The sequence below is a fragment of the Citrobacter sp. Cpo032 genome, from assembly GCF_030332975.1.
GTDB classification, from domain to species: Bacteria; Pseudomonadota; Gammaproteobacteria; order Enterobacterales; family Enterobacteriaceae; genus Citrobacter; species Citrobacter portucalensis.
In genome coordinates this window covers 392,129-408,575 of sequence record NZ_JAOWGU010000034.1, presented here as the reverse complement: position 1 = coordinate 408,575, position 16,447 = coordinate 392,129, and the positions used below count along the sequence as shown (strand labels likewise).

At 54.0% G+C, this 16,447-nt stretch carries 15 protein-coding genes; 7 read left to right on the top strand and 8 right to left on the bottom strand.

The genetic code is table 11. The features are described 5' to 3' along the window. Positions 1–37 precede the first annotated feature (37 nt). The 4 genes from pxpA to ybgI are packed head-to-tail and all read right to left on the bottom strand — an operon-like array spanning position 38 to position 3,103. On the bottom strand, positions 38–772 hold the full coding sequence (pxpA, locus tag OGY33_RS03940) for a 5-oxoprolinase subunit PxpA (protein ID WP_191238751.1): 735 nt from the start codon (positions 770–772) through the stop codon (positions 38–40). After that, positions 762–1,694, bottom strand: a complete 933-nt coding sequence (gene pxpC / locus OGY33_RS03935; RefSeq protein WP_191238752.1) for a 5-oxoprolinase subunit PxpC — start codon at positions 1,692–1,694, stop codon at positions 762–764. The genes pxpA and pxpC overlap by 11 nt, the downstream gene beginning before the upstream one ends. Further along, positions 1,688–2,344, bottom strand: coding sequence for a 5-oxoprolinase subunit PxpB (gene pxpB, locus OGY33_RS03930; protein WP_003831391.1), 657 nt, complete (start codon positions 2,342–2,344; stop codon positions 1,688–1,690). The genes pxpC and pxpB overlap by 7 nt, the downstream gene beginning before the upstream one ends. 15 nt (positions 2,345–2,359) lie before the next feature. After that, a complete protein-coding gene (gene ybgI, locus OGY33_RS03925) occupies positions 2,360–3,103 on the bottom strand; it encodes a radiation resistance protein YbgI (RefSeq protein ID WP_003831390.1) in 744 nt (247 codons plus the stop codon). A 289-nt stretch (positions 3,104–3,392) separates the two neighbouring features. On the opposite strand from ybgI, the gene dtpD reads away from it, so the two are divergent. Continuing rightward, positions 3,393–4,874, top strand: a complete 1,482-nt coding sequence (gene dtpD / locus OGY33_RS03920) for a dipeptide permease DtpD (protein WP_191238753.1) — start codon at positions 3,393–3,395, stop codon at positions 4,872–4,874. 47 nt (positions 4,875–4,921) lie between these two features. On the opposite strand, the gene OGY33_RS03915 is transcribed toward dtpD, so the two are convergent. The 4 genes from OGY33_RS03915 to OGY33_RS03900 all read right to left on the bottom strand — a co-directional run bounded on the left by OGY33_RS03915 (position 4,922) and on the right by OGY33_RS03900 (position 8,283). Beyond that, entirely contained in the window at positions 4,922–5,824 is a 903-nt protein-coding gene (locus OGY33_RS03915; RefSeq protein ID WP_191238754.1) for an Rpn family recombination-promoting nuclease/putative transposase, read from the bottom strand. Positions 5,825–5,987: 163 nt separating this feature from the next. Beyond that, positions 5,988–7,406, bottom strand: a complete 1,419-nt coding sequence (gene phrB, locus OGY33_RS03910; RefSeq protein WP_191238755.1) for a deoxyribodipyrimidine photo-lyase — start codon at positions 7,404–7,406, stop codon at positions 5,988–5,990. A gap of 18 nt (positions 7,407–7,424) precedes the next feature. Beyond that, a complete protein-coding gene (locus tag OGY33_RS03905) occupies positions 7,425–7,979 on the bottom strand; it encodes a DUF1722 domain-containing protein (RefSeq protein WP_100247216.1) in 555 nt (184 codons plus the stop codon). A 97-nt stretch (positions 7,980–8,076) separates the two neighbouring features. Then, complete coding sequence (locus OGY33_RS03900) at positions 8,077–8,283, bottom strand: YbfA family protein (RefSeq protein ID WP_003022870.1); 207 nt, start codon at positions 8,281–8,283, stop codon at positions 8,077–8,079. 308 nt (positions 8,284–8,591) lie between these two features. Between OGY33_RS03900 and kdpF the strand changes: the two genes are divergently transcribed. Genes kdpF through kdpE form a run of 6 tightly spaced genes read left to right on the top strand, consistent with a single transcriptional unit; the run spans position 8,592 to position 16,373 of the window. After that, positions 8,592–8,681 carry a K(+)-transporting ATPase subunit F gene (gene kdpF, locus OGY33_RS03895; protein WP_001670793.1) on the top strand — a complete coding sequence of 30 codons (90 nt, stop codon included), beginning with the start codon at positions 8,592–8,594 and terminating at the stop codon, positions 8,679–8,681. Further along, the gene (gene kdpA, locus OGY33_RS03890) at positions 8,681–10,360 is read left to right on the top strand and encodes a potassium-transporting ATPase subunit KdpA (RefSeq protein ID WP_048214674.1); all 1,680 of its coding nucleotides are present in this window, start codon (positions 8,681–8,683) and stop codon (positions 10,358–10,360) included. The genes kdpF and kdpA overlap by 1 nt, the downstream gene beginning before the upstream one ends. 20 nt (positions 10,361–10,380) lie before the next feature. Continuing rightward, complete coding sequence (kdpB, locus tag OGY33_RS03885; RefSeq protein WP_048214675.1) at positions 10,381–12,429, top strand: potassium-transporting ATPase subunit KdpB; 2,049 nt, start codon at positions 10,381–10,383, stop codon at positions 12,427–12,429. An 8-nt stretch (positions 12,430–12,437) separates the two neighbouring features. After that, the gene (kdpC, locus tag OGY33_RS03880) at positions 12,438–13,004 is read left to right on the top strand and encodes a potassium-transporting ATPase subunit KdpC (RefSeq protein ID WP_048226085.1); all 567 of its coding nucleotides are present in this window, start codon (positions 12,438–12,440) and stop codon (positions 13,002–13,004) included. 10 nt (positions 13,005–13,014) lie between these two features. Next, the gene (gene kdpD, locus OGY33_RS03875) at positions 13,015–15,699 is read left to right on the top strand and encodes a two-component system sensor histidine kinase KdpD (RefSeq protein WP_149608216.1); all 2,685 of its coding nucleotides are present in this window, start codon (positions 13,015–13,017) and stop codon (positions 15,697–15,699) included. Continuing rightward, positions 15,696–16,373, top strand: coding sequence for a two-component system response regulator KdpE (gene kdpE / locus OGY33_RS03870; protein WP_048226088.1), 678 nt, complete (start codon positions 15,696–15,698; stop codon positions 16,371–16,373). Before kdpD ends, kdpE begins: the two co-directional genes overlap by 4 nt. The last annotated feature ends 74 nt before the right edge of the window (positions 16,374–16,447 follow it).

The following is a 16,447-nucleotide window of genomic DNA, read 5'->3' as shown; positions in this document are numbered from 1 at the left end:
TTGTTGTGTAATATATTGTTGTTTTGTATGGTAAATCTTATGCACCAATTTCAATATTGCATGCATTAAAGGCGCTACGCAAGCGACGGGCAAAAGCGAGTGCGTGCTCGCCATCCCCATGAATGCATACCGTCTGGGCGGTCACGCTTGCCCATGTTCCACTTTGGCTTTTTACTCTGCCGGATTGCACCATTTCTAACGTTTGCGCCAGCGCCTGCTCTTCATCCTCAATCAGTGCGCCCGGCTGGTTACGTGGCACCAGACTGCCATCGGCCTGATAACCCCGATCGGCAAAAACCTCCTGACGCGTTATCAAGCCATAGTGTTCTCCAGCGCGAATCAGTTCGCTTCCCGCCAGCCCGACCAGAACCAGCGACGGATCACAGGCATGAACCGCTTTCGCAATCGCATCAGCCAATTGAGGATCTTTCGCCGCCTGGTTATAGAGCATGCCATGCGGTTTGACATGGCGCATCACGCCGCCTTCTGCCCGCGTGATGGCAGCCAGCGCGCCAATTTGATACAGCGTCTGCGCATACACCGTTTGTGCAGGCAGGGTCATGGCGCTACGACCAAAATTTTCCCGATCCGGAAAGCTGGGGTGTGCGCCTACCGCCACACCATTTTTTAACGCCTCGCGCACGCTTGAGAGCATAGTTTGCGCATCGCCGGCGTGAAACCCACAGGCAATATTGGCTGAAGACACCAGTTGCAGCAGCGCCGCATCGTTAGCGCATCCCTCACCGAGGTCCGCGTTGAGATCAATTTTCATTGTTAAGTCGCCATGTTAATTGTTCCAGGTAACGCTGCCGTTCCTGTCGCGCCTTAAGCGCTTCCTCCAGCGAACACTGCACAAAATGAATCGGCTGACCGAGCGGGATCTGCGCCAGATGATACATATCTGCCTCGATAATACAGGCGATGCGCGGATAGCCACCCGTCGTCTGAGCATCGTTCATCAGCACGATTGGCTGGCCATTATGCGGAACCTGCACCACGCCGGGGAGCAAACCATGCGACAGCAGCTCGCGATCGGTCGTGCGCGTCAGCGGCTGCCCCTGAAGACGATACCCCATACGGTTACTTTGCGGGCTAAGCTGCCACGGCGAGCGCCAGAAAGAGGCCTGCGATACCTCATCAAACTCCTGATATTCAGGGCCGGGCAGTGCGCGAATGAGATTACCCCACATCAGTTGTTTTACACCTTGTGGCCCGCTGAATTGCCGGACAGATATGCCAATCGCCAGTCGATCGCCATCACGCAGCAGACGTCCTTCAAACCCACCAATGCCCACTTTCAGATCGGTACTACGCGAACCCATCACTTCGGGAACATCAATACCGCCTGCTACTGCCAGATAACTGCGCATACCATGAAGAGGTCGTTTTAGCGTCAGGCGCTGCCCGGCTTTTACTGGTAACCGCCATCCGCTCCATACTGGAGTTCGATCCAGATGCGCTTCGCATCCGGCACCGGTCAGGGCAAACCAGCCATCGGCTTCAAACTCCACCACCAGTTGCCCCAGCGTGATTTCCAGCGCTGCGGCATTCGCATCATTACCCACCAGCAGGTTAGCCACGTTCAGCGCCGGTTTATCCAGCGCGCCACAGTGACTAATTCCGGATTGACGAAAACTATGGCGTCCCCCGTCCTGTACTGAGGTGTACATGCCAGCGCGGATGATGTTTAACATATCCCCTCCTTCTGCGGGACAAAACGCACGGTATCGCCAGCCCGTAACAGAATCGGCTCCTCCCGTTTTGGATCAAATAACGAAACGGAGGTACGCCCAATCAATTGCCATCCACCGGGTGTGGCAAGCGGGTAGATCCCCGTTTGAGATCCACCGATACCGACAGAACCTGCCGGAACAAGCAAACGCGGTTCCGCACGTCTGGGGGTATGCAGCTGTTCAGGTAAGCTCCCGAGATAGGGAAATCCCGGCTGAAAACCGATAAACCACACCACATAGTCAACTGACGCATGAAGTTCGACGACCTGCTTGTCGCTTAATCCACTGTGTCGGGCGACCTCTGCCAGATCAGGGCCAAACTCACCACCATAGGTCACAGGTATTTCAATAAAACGTGAATCCGGCTCCAGTGCTTCGCTCTCTTCCCACCAGCGCTGCAGGCGTTCAATCGCATCCAGCGCCAGCGTTTGCGGGTCGCGTAGAGTAACCGTGATATTGTTCATTCCCGGAATAGCTTCAAGCACATTCGGGGCGTCAACTAAACGCTGAGCCAGACGCCAGATGCGTTTCTGAGTCGCCAGCGTGATGGGGGGCTCCAGTTCGAGAACCACCGCCGTTTCACCTAACAGATAACAACGCGCTCGCTGCACTTTCATCCCTCTTTATTACGCTGGATTAGGTATATCGATAAAGGTTACGTCCAGATCGGTATTTTCATTCAGCCATTCGCTTAATGCGCGAATGCCGCCGCGTTCGGTCGCATGGTGACCGGCAGCATAAAAATGCAGCCCCTGCTCGCGGGCTGAGTGAATGGTTTGCTCAGAGACTTCACCGGTAATAAAGGCGTCGACACCAAATCGGGCTGCGCTATCAATAAAACTTTGACCGCCCCCGGTACACCAGGCAACGCGCTGAACTTTCTCCGGCCCGGTATCACCGCACCATAACGGTTTACGACCTAAACGCGCTTCAATCCACGATGCCAGCTCCAGCCCCGGAACAGGCATGGAGAGTTCTCCCCATGGCACCAGCGGTTCAATTTCCCCCATAACGGTGATTCCCAACAGCGCGGCCAACTGCGCGTTATTCCCCAATTCCGGGTGTGCATCCAGCGGCAAGTGCCAGCCATACAGGTTGATATCATTTTCTAACAGCGTTTTCAGACGATTGCGCTTCATGCCGCGAATAACCGGAGATTCGCCTTTCCAGAAATAGCCGTGGTGAACAATAACCGCATCCGCTTGCTGGCGTACCGCCTCGTCCAGCAATGCCTGGCTTGCAGTCACACCGGTCACGATTTTATGCACCGTCTCTTTGCCCTCAACCTGCAAACCATTCGGCGCATAATCGCTAATGGCGGCGCTGTTTAGTTTGTCGTTGATCAGTTGTTCCAGTTCGGTGTTTTTCATCATCGTCCTCGTAGTCATCATTTCTGCCTGCTCAATCAGCAACACAGCTTAGGTTAAAATAGCGTCCCCGCCTGCGTTCGTCGATAGCCATTTCACTGACACATAAAGAAACAATCACACCCGCTTTGAACGTGATTTGCTTACCACTACGCGATCTAATTCATGTATATTTATGCAATCAGACAGCATATTGCAAAAATAATCAGATCTGTATCAAAGTTACAACTTTAAGGAAACACACTCGCGCAGCACGTTCAGCCAGTCGCGAGGCATTTACTTCGAGAAAATAATGAATAAACAAGCATCTCAACCACGGGCGATATACTACGTTGTCGCGCTACAAATCTGGGAATACTTCAGTTTTTACGGTATGCGTGCGCTGCTGATCCTGTATCTCACTAACCAGCTTAAGTACGACGATAATCACGCATATGAACTGTTCAGCGCCTACTGCTCGCTGGTCTATGTCACCCCTATTCTCGGGGGATACCTGGCCGATAAAGTGCTCGGCAATCGAATGGCGGTGATGATCGGCGCATTTTTAATGGCGGTGGGACATCTGGTATTAGGTGCCAGTGAAATGGCTCCGGCGTTCCTCTATTTGTCGCTGGCGATAATTGTCTGCGGTTACGGTCTGTTTAAATCAAATATCAGTTGCCTGCTGGGCGAGTTATATCAACCTGAAGACCCGCGTCGCGACGGTGGATTCTCTCTGCTCTACGCCGCCGGTAACATCGGTTCGATTATTGCCCCTATTGCCTGTGGCTACGTGCAGGAAGAATACAGCTGGGCGATGGGCTTTGCGCTGGCTGCCATCGGCATGCTGGCAGGGCTGGTGATATTCTTATGTGGTAATCGCCATTTCGCCCACACCACCGGCGTCAACAAGGCCGTTCTGTGTGCTAAAACCTTTATTCTGCCAAACTGGGCCTGGCTGTTAGTTTTGTTGGTTGCCGCACCGCTGCTGATTACCGTGCTGTTCTGGAAAGAGTGGTCCGTTTATGCACTGATTGTTGCCACTGTTATTGGTCTGGCAGTTCTGGCGAAGATTTATCGCCAGGCACAGACGCAGAAACAGCGCAAAGAGCTGGGGCTTATCGTCACACTGACCTTCTTTAGCCTGTTGTTTTGGGCCTTTGCTCAACAGGGCGGCAGTTCGATCAGCCTGTATATCGACCGCTTCGTTAACCGCGATATTCTGGGGTATTCCGTCCCTACCGCGATGTTCCAGTCGGTTAACGCTTTTGCCGTTATGCTGTGCGGTATCGTACTGGCGTGGGTAGTCAAAGAAAGCGTAAGTGGCAATCGTACCGTACGTATCTGGGGTAAATTTGCCCTTGGCCTCGGCTTAATGAGCGCTGGATTCTGTATTCTAACCTTGAGCGCTCGCTGGTCCGCTGCTTACGGCCACTCTTCCATGCCGCTGATGGTACTTGGGTTGGCGGTCATGGGCTTTGCCGAACTGTTTATTGACCCGGTGGCAATGTCACAAATTACGCGTATTGAGATCCCTGGTGTTACCGGCGTATTAACCGGCATTTATATGCTGCTTTCCGGTGCCATCGCCAACTACCTGGCTGGTGTTATCGCCGATCAGACCTCGCAAGGTTCGTTTGATGCTGCGGGCGCTATCAACTACTCCATCAATGCATACATTGATGTCTTTAGTGAAATTACCTGGGGCGCGCTGGCCTGTGTGGTGCTGGTGCTGCTGATTTGGCTGTACCAGTCGCTTAAGTTCAGAAACCGTCCGCTGGTGGTAGAATCCTGAGTGTAGGGGCCCGATGATGTAATCTGATTCGGGCTTTTTTTCAGGAATTACGCATAGCTGGCAGTCAACTCCTCTTCAGAAAGACCTGTAACCAGAAGCACCATGTTGCGATCTATTCCCTGCTCCAACATAGTTTGCGCTATACGTAATGCGGCTTCTCGTTTGCCTCGCTGCAACCCTTCCTGTAATCCATCTAAGCGTAACCGCTCGGCAATCGTCATCAGCTTCTCCTTATGTTGGGGGATCCGTTGCGCCATCTCTTGTATAAATTCATTAAAGCGAGATTCATCGCCGGATTGCAGGATGTAATTAAACATCGCCTGTAGTTGCGTGTCATTAGCGCACCCTGTAAGTAACAGCGTGGCCAGTTGATCTACCAGCCCCATCAAATCCCGCTGACGGATATGTTTTTGCATTAATTCCAGCAGTGCCATTCGCCTGTGAGCCATGATTTCGTCATCGGGCACCACTGTGATATCCACCAATGGAAATGCGCTGGCATAAAGTTGCCGTGCCGTTACAGGATCGGTAAACGCATCAAGCCAGCACAGTGAGTACGGATACGGACTTCGACAGCCATGATAAAACAGCATGGGTATCACAATCGGCAGTTCTTTGTGCCCGGCATCCAAATGACGCTGCATCGCCGCTATTGCGTAACGCAGCAGACGAAAAGCCATATGCGGATCGGCTGAACTCTGGTGTTCTATAACCACGTATACATAACCTTCACCATCGTGCGTATGCACAGACCAGAGCACGTCGGAGTAGCGGGTACGTAAATCCGCTTCAATAAAGCTTTCTGACTCCAGCTTCAGCGTATTTAAATCGCAAAGCGTTTGCAGATCTGCGGGTAGATGAATTTCGAGGAAGTCCCGAGCTGTTTCTGGATGATGTAAAAACGTTTTAAATACCGCATCGTGCGGTGTAGATGTCGTTGGTGTTGTCATCAAATTCCGTCACCTGAATGAAGATGACGGCACTTTACTGCTGGCGGAAAACATCTTCATCAAGGCATTAGCAGCCTTGCGTACACGCTTCAGCGCTAAATGCCCCCACCACTGCAACATATTCATTCTACTGGAAGGTCTTACGCAGAAATCCGCTGCGCGCTTATCCCTTACGCGCCGCCTCATATGCCGCCAGCGTCGCCAGCCTTGCCTGTTTATGATCGACAATCTGACGAGGATAGTTAAGCGTCACCTGCGCTTTTTCAGCCCATGACCACGGTTCATGAATAGCTTTACCCGGCACATCGCGCAGTTCCGGCAGCCACTGGCGGATAAACTCACCGTCACGGTCGAATTTTTCGCCCTGCGTCGTGGGGTTAAAGATACGGAAATACGGTGCGGCGTCGGTTCCGGTTGAGGCTGCCCACTGCCAGCCGCCGTTATTGGCCGCCAGGTCGCCATCGATCAGTTGCGACATGAAATATTGTTCGCCTTTACGCCAGTCGATCAGCAGGTCTTTCACTAAAAAACTGGCGGTAATCATGCGTAAACGATTATGCATCCAGCCCATGGCGTTGAGCTGACGCATGGCCGCATCCACAATGGGGTAGCCTGTATTCCCTGTTTTCCAGGCCTGGAAATGCGTCGGATTATTCTGCCATTGCACGCGTTCGGTCCAGCGAATAAAAGGTTGATACCGACATAGCGCCGGATGGTAAGTCATCAGATGACGATAAAATTCGCGCCAAATAAGCTCATTCAACCAAACGCTGCCTGCCCCATCCTCAAGCGCCTGCGGCTGCTCCACGAGCAGTCGATTCAGGCACTGGCGCGGTGATAGTCCTCCTGTCGCCAGGCTCGCGGATAATCGACTGGTTCCATCAATCGCCGGAAAGTCACGCAGTTGTTCATATTCTCCGGCGGCCTGCTGGCAAAAATGGCGTAACTGCGCGATGGCCAATTTTTCTTCTGCCGGAAATTGCTGCGTATCAAAATCCTGCTGCGGGTAGCTCAGCGCGATGGATGTTAATGGAGAGTCAAGAGCACCGCTTTCTCTCACCTTCGGCGCACTGACACATTCCGGGATCCCGTCTTTTATCCGCTTCAGCCAGGCATTTTTAAACGGCGTAAAGACTTTATACATCTCGTGATTACCGGTCATGACCGCCCCCGGAGGCAGGATCACGCTGTCGTCAAACCCTTCGCACACCACCTGAGGTAATGACTTTTCGACGGCAGTATCACGCTGGCGTTCGTTTATTTCATATTGATAGTTATAAAATATTCGACTGACGCCATGCTGTACGCAGACGTTTTTGACGGTTTCCACACTGGTCGCAAAATCAGCAACTTCATGAAACAGAAGCGGGATGCCCTTTTCTGCCAGCGCCGTTTGCAACGCGTTCAGCTGCGCATTAACCAATGCAGCCTGACGTGGGGCCATATCATGCGCCTTCCACTGTTCAGGCGTGGAGATATAGAGCGCGAGTACATGTGCAGAACGATCCCGACAAGCCGCCGCCAGCGCGAGATTGTCATGCAGACGTAAATCACGCCGAAACCAGACCAAATGCGTGGTCATAAAACTCCCTGATAAAAATTAATCATTGCCCTGTAAACGCCAAATCGCAGGCCAGAGTTCAAAATAACGTTGCCCGGACAACCAGGTGTTCGGGTGCTCAGCCATATAGTGTTTGAGGAGCATTAAGGGTGCAAGTAGCGGCTGCGCCTCGCGTCGATAGTTATCGATTATCGAGGTCAATTCCTGACGTTGACGCAGATCGAGCTGATTACGGAAATAGCCCTGTACGTGCATCAATACATTGGTATGGTTACGCCGGGTAGCAGGATTTAATAACAGATGGATCAATCGTAGGCGATACTCGGTAAAAAAAGCATCGAGATCTTGCCATTCATGGATTGCGGCAACGAAGGGGCCAAGCTCCCGATACTCTGGCTGGGAATGCGCCAGTAGTACCAGTTTGTAGCGGGTATGATAGTCAATTAATGCGCCCCGCGTTAATTTTCGCTGACGCAGGCGGTGCAATTCATGCAAAGCGTAAACACGTATTAATGTATTTTCGTCGAACTGAGGTGCCTCACTCGCTTCTGTGGTCAGACAGGTGCGGATACCAACAGGAATTCTCGTGCTCATCGCCACTCCTTATCCGTTACTCAGATAAGTGTAGACGTCGGCGTATAAAAAAACCGCCACATTGCTGTTGGCGGTTTTCTTGAACAATAACGACAACTTAATAGAAGTCGCAGGTGGCTTTTTCAGCCTGCTCCATCCACACCGGTTTATCACTGGTTTTGGACCAGACGCGGTGCAGATAGCTGTAAAAACGGGCGCGGTCTTTCCAGAACAACATGACCGGCAGCGCCAGCACGCCCGCCACAACGGCAAAGGTACGGCGCAAGAAAACAATGTGTGCTGGATATTCTTTATAAAAGTCCATAATCCTCTCCCATATATCTGTTCGGTGAATCGCACCGGAAAAATAAACTTGGTTAACTGATGAAAATAATACCGCCTTGTGTGTAATTTTGCTACTCATCCGACCACTTATTTTTATCTATTGATGCTCCGTTTAGCTAAAAACCGTAATTAAGTTACATAAAGGTTAAATTAATACTAATCATTAGTTAAATAATGGTCTTTGCCATTTTTATACTTTTTTTACACCCCTCCCACTGATTTTTGCGAAATCTTTGCAAGCAAAAATCTACGCTCTGGTTATCACATTTATGCCACTGGAGGTGCACCGTGAGTGCAGGCGTGATAACCGGCATTGTGCTGGTCTTTTTATTATTAGGTTATCTGGTGTATGCCCTGATTAATGCGGAGGCGTTCTGATGGCGGCCCAAGGATTTTTACTCATTGCCAGTTTCTTGCTGGTACTGTTTATCATCGCCAGACCGCTGGGTTTTGGCTTGGCTCGGCTGATCAATAATACGTCCCTGCCGGGTCTGGCTGGCGTGGAACATCTGCTCTGGCGCGGTCTGGGCATCTCGCAGCAGGAGATGAACTGGCGGCAGTATCTGTTGGCGATCCTCGTGCTCAATGTGCTGGGTTTGCTAGTCCTGTTTTCAATGCTGATGGCGCAAAACCTGCTGCCGCTAAATCCGCAACAGCTACCTGGGCTTTCGTGGGATTTAGCGCTCAACACAGCGGTGAGTTTTGTCACTAATACCAACTGGCAATCCTATGCTGGCGAAACCACCTTAAGCTACTTCAGCCAAATGGTCGGGCTGACCGTGCAGAACTTCCTGTCAGCGGCAACCGGGATTGCGGTGATTTTTGCCCTGGCCCGTGCCTTTACTCGCCAGAGCATGAACACGCTGGGCAATGCCTGGGTCGATCTGGTTCGCATTACATTGTGGATCCTGCTCCCCATTGCATTGCTCATTGCGTTGTTCTTCATTCAGCAAGGTGTGCTGCAAAACGTGTTGCCCTATCAGCCCATGACTACCCTTGAAGGGGTGAAACAGCTGCTGCCTATGGGGCCCGTCGCCTCACAGGAAGCGATTAAGATGCTTGGCACTAACGGGGGCGGTTTCTTTAACGCTAACTCATCACATCCGTTTGAAAACCCTACCGCGTTGACCAATCTGGTACAGATGCTGGCCATTTTCTTAATTCCTACCGCGCTGTGTTTTGCCTTTGGTGATGTGGTTGGCGATCGTCGCCAGGGGCGGACCCTGCTGTGGGCCATGTCGCTGATATTTGTAGTCTGCGTAGCCGTGGTGATGTGGGCCGAAGTTCAAGGCAACCCGCACCTGATGGCATTCGGTGCAGACAGTAATATCAACATGGAAGGCAAAGAAAGCCGCTTTGGCGTGCTGGCTACGAGTCTTTTTTCCGTCGTGACGACAGCGGCATCTTGCGGCGCTGTCGATGCGATGCATGACTCCTTCACCGCGCTGGGCGGGATGGTGCCGATGTGGCTAATGCAGATTGGCGAAGTGGTCTTCGGTGGTGTCGGTTCGGGCCTGTACGGCATGCTGCTGTTCGTGTTGTTGGCGGTGTTTATCGCGGGCCTGATGATTGGTCGCACGCCGGAATATCTGGGTAAGAAAATAGACGTGCGTGAAATGAAAATGACCGCGCTGGCGATTCTGGTCACCCCTGCGCTGGTCCTGCTCGGTACGGCGATAGCGATGATGAGCGATGCCGGACGCAGCGCCATGCTCAATCCTGGTCCACATGGCTTTAGTGAGGTGTTGTACGCCGTATCGTCTGCCGCGAACAACAACGGCAGCGCCTTCGCCGGATTAAGCGCCAACAGCCCGTTCTGGAACTGTCTGCTGGCCCTGTGCATGTTCTTCGGCCGTTTCGGCGTGATCATCCCCGTGATGGCAATTGCCGGATCGCTGGTCAGTAAAAAGATCCAGCCAGCAAGTCCAGGCACGCTGCCTACCCACGGTGCACTGTTTGTCGGGTTGTTAATCGGTACGGTGTTACTGGTTGGCGCCCTCACCTTTGTTCCTGCCCTGGCGCTTGGCCCGGTCGCAGAATACCTGTCATTACACTGAGTGATGCGGAGCACATGACTATGAGTCGTAAGCAACTGGCGCTGTTCGAACCCTCTCTGGTCGCACAGGCGCTGATGGACGCCGTGAAAAAATTAAGCCCACATACCCAGTGGCGCAATCCGGTGATGTTTATCGTCTGGCTGGGCAGTCTGCTGACAACCCTGTTAACGCTGGCAATGGCCACAGGCCATATGCAAGGCAATCCGTGGTTTACCGGCGCGATAAGTCTGTGGCTGTGGGTCACCGTTCTGTTCGCCAACTTTGCCGAAGCGCTGGCGGAAGGACGCAGTAAGGCTCAGGCTAACAGTCTGAAAGGAGTGAAAAAAACCGCTTTTGCTCGCAAACTCCGCGAACCGAAATACGGTGCCGCCATGGATCACGTGCCGGCGGAGGATTTACGCAAAGGAGATATCGTGTTAGTAGAAGCGGGCGATATTATCCCGTGTGACGGCGAGGTCATCGAAGGTGGCGCATCGGTAGATGAAAGCGCCATTACCGGTGAATCCGCGCCGGTCATTCGTGAATCCGGTGGTGATTTCGCCTCCGTCACCGGCGGGACCCGCATCCTCTCCGACTGGCTGGTGATCGAATGTAGCGTGAACCCTGGTGAAACGTTCCTCGACCGGATGATCGCCATGGTTGAAGGCGCGCAGCGGCGTAAAACGCCGAATGAAATCGCCCTGACGATCCTGTTGATAGCCCTGACCATCGTTTTTCTGCTGGCGACCGCCACGCTGTGGCCATTTTCCGCCTGGGGTGGTAGCGCGGTTAGCGTCACGGTACTGGTTGCCCTGCTGGTGTGTCTGATCCCCACCACCATCGGTGGGTTGCTCTCTGCAATTGGCGTCGCCGGGATGAGCCGCATGCTGGGCGCGAACGTCATCGCCACCAGCGGACGTGCAGTAGAAGCTGCGGGTGACGTGGACGTACTGCTGCTGGACAAAACCGGCACCATTACGCTGGGTAACCGCCAGGCTTCAGATTTCCTGCCCGCCCAGGGCGTGGACGAAAAAACGCTGGCCGACGCCGCGCAGCTTTCATCTCTGGCCGATGAAACCCCTGAAGGCCGCAGTATCGTGATTCTGGCAAAACAGCGCTTTAATCTGCGTATTCGCGACGTGCAATCGCTACACGCCACCTTTGTACCGTTTACCGCCCAAAGTCGGATGAGCGGGATCAACATCGACAACCGCATGATCCGCAAAGGGTCGGTCGATGCTATTCGTCGTCACGTCGAAGCCAACGGCGGCCACTTCCCTGCCGACGTGGAGCAGAAGGTCGAAAACGTCGCACGCCTAGGCGCTACACCGCTGGTGGTTGCCGAAGGCTCCCACGTACTGGGCGTGATTGCCCTGAAAGATATCGTAAAAGGCGGAATCAAAGAACGTTTTGCCCAACTACGCAAAATGGGCATCAAAACGGTGATGATCACCGGCGATAACCGTTTAACCGCCGCCGCGATTGCGGCAGAAGCCGGGGTAGATGACTTCTTAGCTGAAGCCACGCCGGAAGCCAAGCTGGCGCTGATTCGTCAGTATCAGGCGGAAGGTCGTCTGGTGGCGATGACCGGCGACGGAACCAATGACGCCCCGGCGCTGGCGCAAGCCGACGTGGCGGTCGCCATGAACTCCGGGACCCAGGCAGCGAAGGAAGCGGGCAACATGGTGGATCTCGACTCTAACCCCACCAAGCTGATTGAAGTGGTGCACATTGGTAAACAGATGCTGATGACGCGTGGTTCGCTGACCACCTTCAGTATCGCCAACGATGTGGCGAAGTATTTCGCCATTATCCCGGCCGCGTTTGCCGCCACCTACCCGCAGCTCAATGCGCTTAACGTGATGGGGCTGCATTCGCCGGACTCGGCGATCCTCAGCGCGGTTATCTTTAATGCGCTGGTTATCGTCTTTCTGATCCCGCTGGCGCTTAAAGGCGTGAGCTACAAACCGTTATCCGCATCCGCAATGCTGCGCCGTAATTTGTGGATCTATGGTCTGGGTGGTCTGGTTGTGCCGTTTATCGGTATCAAAGCAATTGATTTACTGCTGACCCTGCTGGGTCTGGTGTGAGGTTTCAGATGAGTGGATTACGTCCTGCATTATCAACATTGATTTTCCTGATGCTTATCACCGGCGGGGCTTACCCGTTGTTGACCACCGCGTTGGGGCAGTGGTGGTTTCCCCACCAGGCTAACGGCTCGCTTCTGCGTGAAGGTCAGGTCGTTCGCGGCTCTGCGCTCATTGGGCAACATTTTACCGCGGCCGGTTATTTTCAGGGACGCCCGTCTGCTACAGCAGAAATGCCCTATAATCCAATGGCTTCAGGCGGCAGCAATCTGGCAGCCAGCAACCCGGAACTGGATAAACAGCTGCAAAGCCGGATAGCCGCGCTGCGTGCCGCCAACCCGCAGGCAAATCCTGCCGTTCCGGTAGAGCTGGTAACGGCTTCTGCCAGCGGACTGGACAACAACCTGACACCCGCCGCGGTGGCCTGGCAAATCCCCCGCGTGGCGCAGGCTCGCAACCTCAGCGTTGAAGAAGTCACGCGCCTGGTTGCACAATACACGCAAAAGCCGTTGGTCAGTTTTATCGGCCAGCCGGTGGTGAACCTGGTAGAACTTAATTTAGCGCTGGATAAGCACTGAGAAAAAGGACATGCATAACGAACCCTTACGCCCCGACCCCGATCGCCTGCTGGAGCAGACCGCTGCCCCGCACCGCGGAAAACTGAAAATTTTCTTCGGCGCGTGTGCAGGCGTCGGTAAAACCTGGGCCATGCTGGCAGAGGCCCAGCGGCTGCGGGCGCAGGGGTTAGATGTGCTGATTGGCGTGGTGGAAACCCACGGACGCAAAGAGACCGCCGCGCTGCTGGACGGTCTCAGCATCCTGCCGCTAAAGCGACAGGCGCGCCATGGTCGTCATATCAGCGAGTTCGATCTCGACGCGGCGCTGGCCCGCCGTCCGGCGCTCATTTTGATGGATGAACTGGCGCACAGTAATGCGCCTGGCTCACGCCACCCTAAGCGTTGGCAAGATATTGAAGAACTGCTCGAAGCCGGTATTGACGTTTTTACTACCGTCAACGTGCAGCATCTGGAAAGCCTCAATGATGTGGTCAGCGGCGTCACAGGCATTCAGGTTCGCGAAACCGTCCCCGATCCTTTTTTCGATGCCGCCGACGATGTGGTGCTGGTCGATCTTCCCCCCGACGATTTGCGCCAACGCCTGAACGAAGGCAAGGTCTATATCGCCGGTCAGGCGGAAAGAGCCATCGAGCATTTCTTTCGCAAAGGGAACTTGATCGCGCTACGTGAGCTGGCCCTGCGCCGCACGGCCGATCGGGTTGACGATCAGATGCGTGCCTGGCGAGGGCGTCCGGGGGAAGAAAAAGTCTGGCATACCCGTGACGCCATTTTACTGTGCATTGGACACAATACCGGCAGCGAAAAGCTGGTGCGTGCTGCCGCGCGTCTGGCAGCGCGCCTCGGCAGCGTCTGGCATGCAGTGTATGTCGAAACGCCAGCGCTGCACCGACTGCCCGAAAAACAGCGCCGGGCAATCCTAAGCGCTCTGCGGTTAGCCCAGGAGCTGGGTGCAGAAACCGCCACCCTTTCCGATCCCGCTGAAGACAAGGCTGTAATCCGCTACGCCCGTGAGCATAATCTGGGAAAAATTGTCCTAGGACGTCCGACTACGCGACGCTGGTGGCGCAGTGATTCTTTTGCTGACAAACTGGCCCATCGCGCACCGGATCTCGACCTGATGATTGTTGCGCTCGATGAGCCACCTTCGCGCCCTGTGCTACCAACTGCAGATAACCGCACCTTTAAGGATAAATGGCGGGTACAAATTCAGGGTTGTGTGGTTGCCGTCGCGCTGTGCGCCATCATTACGTTGATTGCCATGCAGTGGTTGATGGCCTTTGACGCCGCCAACCTGGTGATGATCTATTTATTGGGCGTGGTGGTTATCGCCCTCTTTTATGGACGCTGGCCGTCGGTGCTGGCAACTTTTATTAACGTCGCCAGCTTCGATCTCTTCTTTATTGCTCCGCGTGGCACGCTGGCCGTTTCCGATGTCCAGTACCTGCTCACCTTCACCGTGATGCTAACGGTAGGACTGGTAATCGGTAATCTTACCGCCGGAGTGCGTTATCAGGCGCGGGTAGCCCGTTATCGTGAACAACGTACGCGCCATTTGTATGAGATGTCGAAAGCGCTGGCCGTCGGACGGAGTCAGAAAGATATCGCCGCCACCAGCGAACAGTTTATTGCCTCAACGTTCCAGGCCCGCAGCCAGGTTTTACTGCCCGGTGAGAACGGTAAGCTGGCCCCTCTCACCCATCAACAGGGCATGACGCCGTGGGATGATGCCATTGCCCAATGGAGCTTTGATAAAGGGCAACCGGCTGGCGCAGGTACTGACACGTTGCCAGGTGTGCCGTATCAAATATTACCGTTAAAAAGTGCCGACAAAACGCATGGGCTGCTGGTTGTGGAACCGGGAAATTTACGCCAGCTGATGATCCCCGAACAGCAACGCCTGCTGGAAACTTTCACTTTACTGGTCGCCAGTGCGCTGGAGCGTCTGACGCTAACCGCCAGCGAAGAGCAGGCCCGGTTTGCCAGCGAGCGTGAAAGCATTCGCAACGCGCTGCTCGCCGCCCTTTCCCACGATTTACGTACACCGCTAACGGTGCTGTTCGGTCAGGCAGAGATTTTAACGCTGGATCTGGCCAGCGAAGGATCGCCGCATGCGCGCCAGGCCAGCGAGATTCGCCAGCACGTCCTGAATACGACCCGACTGGTTAATAACCTGCTGGATATGGCGCGAATTCAGTCTGGCGGCTTTAATCTTAAGAAGGAGTGGTTAACACTGGAAGAGGTGGTCGGCAGCGCCCTGCAGATGCTGGAGCCAGGACTCTCTGCTCCTATTAATTTGTCGCTACCAGCACCGTTAACGCTGATCCACGTCGATGGCCCACTCTTTGAACGGGTGCTGATTAATCTGCTGGAAAACGCCGTTAAATACGCAGGTCCAGCGGCGCAAATCGGTATTGATGCCAGCGTCGATGGCGAACACCTGCAACTAGACGTCTGGGATAATGGCCCCGGCATTCCATCGGGTATGGAGCAGCGAGTTTTTGACAAGTTTTCCCGGGGAAACAAAGAGTCATCGGTACCAGGCGTTGGGCTGGGGCTGGCAATCTGTCAGGCCATTGTGGACGTGCACGGCGGTACGATTTCCGTCCACAATCGCGCACAGGGAGGAGCATGTTTCCGTGTTACACTGCCCCAGGAAATCCCCCCTGAACTTGAAGATTTTCATGAGGATATGTGACGAACGTACTGATTGTTGAAGATGAACAGGCTATCCGTCGCTTTCTGCGCACCGCGCTGGAAGCCGATGGTCTGCGTGTATATGAAGCGGAAACGCTGCAACGTGGTCTGCTGGAAGCCGCCACGCGAAAACCCGATCTCATCATTCTCGATCTCGGTCTGCCGGACGGTGACGGCATTGATTTTATTCGTGACCTGCGACAATGGAGCGCGATACCGGTAATTGTGCTCTCAGCCCGCAGCGAAGAAAGCGATAAAATCGCTGCCCTGGATGCCGGTGCCGATGACTATCTCAGTAAACCCTTTGGTATTGGCGAGCTACAGGCGCGATTACGCGTGGCATTGCGCCGCCACGCCAGCGGCGCGTCTCCCGAGCCGGTGGTGCATTTTTCCAACGTAAAAGTAGATATCGCCGCCCGGCTCGTACATCGTGGTGATGAAGAGATTCATCTGACGCCGATTGAATTTCGCCTGTTAGCGGTACTGCTGAATAATGCCGGAAAGGTACTAACGCAACGCCAGCTGTTAAATCAGGTTTGGGGACCGAATGCCGTCGAACACAGTCACTATCTGCGAATTTACATGGGACACCTGCGCCAGAAGCTGGAACAGGACCCGGCGCGTCCGCGTCATTTTCTGACCGAAACCGGGATTGGTTATCGGTTTATGCCGTGAATCTAAGCCGAATAAAAAAAGCCGGATCAGCGCAAAGCTATCCGGCTTTTTAATTCATGCCAGATAGCGACGCT

Excerpts from the sequence above, each read along its gene's own strand:
- pxpA (WP_191238751.1), bottom strand. The coding sequence starts at position 772 with ATGAAAATTGATCTCAACGCGGACCTCGGTGAGGGATGCGCTAACGAT.
- pxpC (WP_191238752.1), bottom strand. The coding sequence starts at position 1,694 with ATGTTAAACATCATCCGCGCTGGCATGTACACCTCAGTACAGGACGGG.
- ybgI (WP_003831390.1), bottom strand. The coding sequence starts at position 3,103 with ATGAAAAACACCGAACTGGAACAACTGATCAACGACAAACTAAACAGC.
- dtpD (WP_191238753.1), top strand. The coding sequence starts at position 3,393 with ATGAATAAACAAGCATCTCAACCACGGGCGATATACTACGTTGTCGCG.
- OGY33_RS03915 (WP_191238754.1), bottom strand. The coding sequence starts at position 5,824 with ATGACAACACCAACGACATCTACACCGCACGATGCGGTATTTAAAACG.
- phrB (WP_191238755.1), bottom strand. The coding sequence starts at position 7,406 with ATGACCACGCATTTGGTCTGGTTTCGGCGTGATTTACGTCTGCATGAC.
- OGY33_RS03905 (WP_100247216.1), bottom strand. The coding sequence starts at position 7,979 with ATGAGCACGAGAATTCCTGTTGGTATCCGCACCTGTCTGACCACAGAA.
- OGY33_RS03900 (WP_003022870.1), bottom strand. The coding sequence starts at position 8,283 with ATGGACTTTTATAAAGAATATCCAGCACACATTGTTTTCTTGCGCCGT.
- kdpA (WP_048214674.1), top strand. The coding sequence starts at position 8,681 with ATGGCGGCCCAAGGATTTTTACTCATTGCCAGTTTCTTGCTGGTACTG.
- kdpB (WP_048214675.1), top strand. The coding sequence starts at position 10,381 with ATGAGTCGTAAGCAACTGGCGCTGTTCGAACCCTCTCTGGTCGCACAG.
- kdpC (WP_048226085.1), top strand. The coding sequence starts at position 12,438 with ATGAGTGGATTACGTCCTGCATTATCAACATTGATTTTCCTGATGCTT.
- kdpD (WP_149608216.1), top strand. The coding sequence starts at position 13,015 with ATGCATAACGAACCCTTACGCCCCGACCCCGATCGCCTGCTGGAGCAG.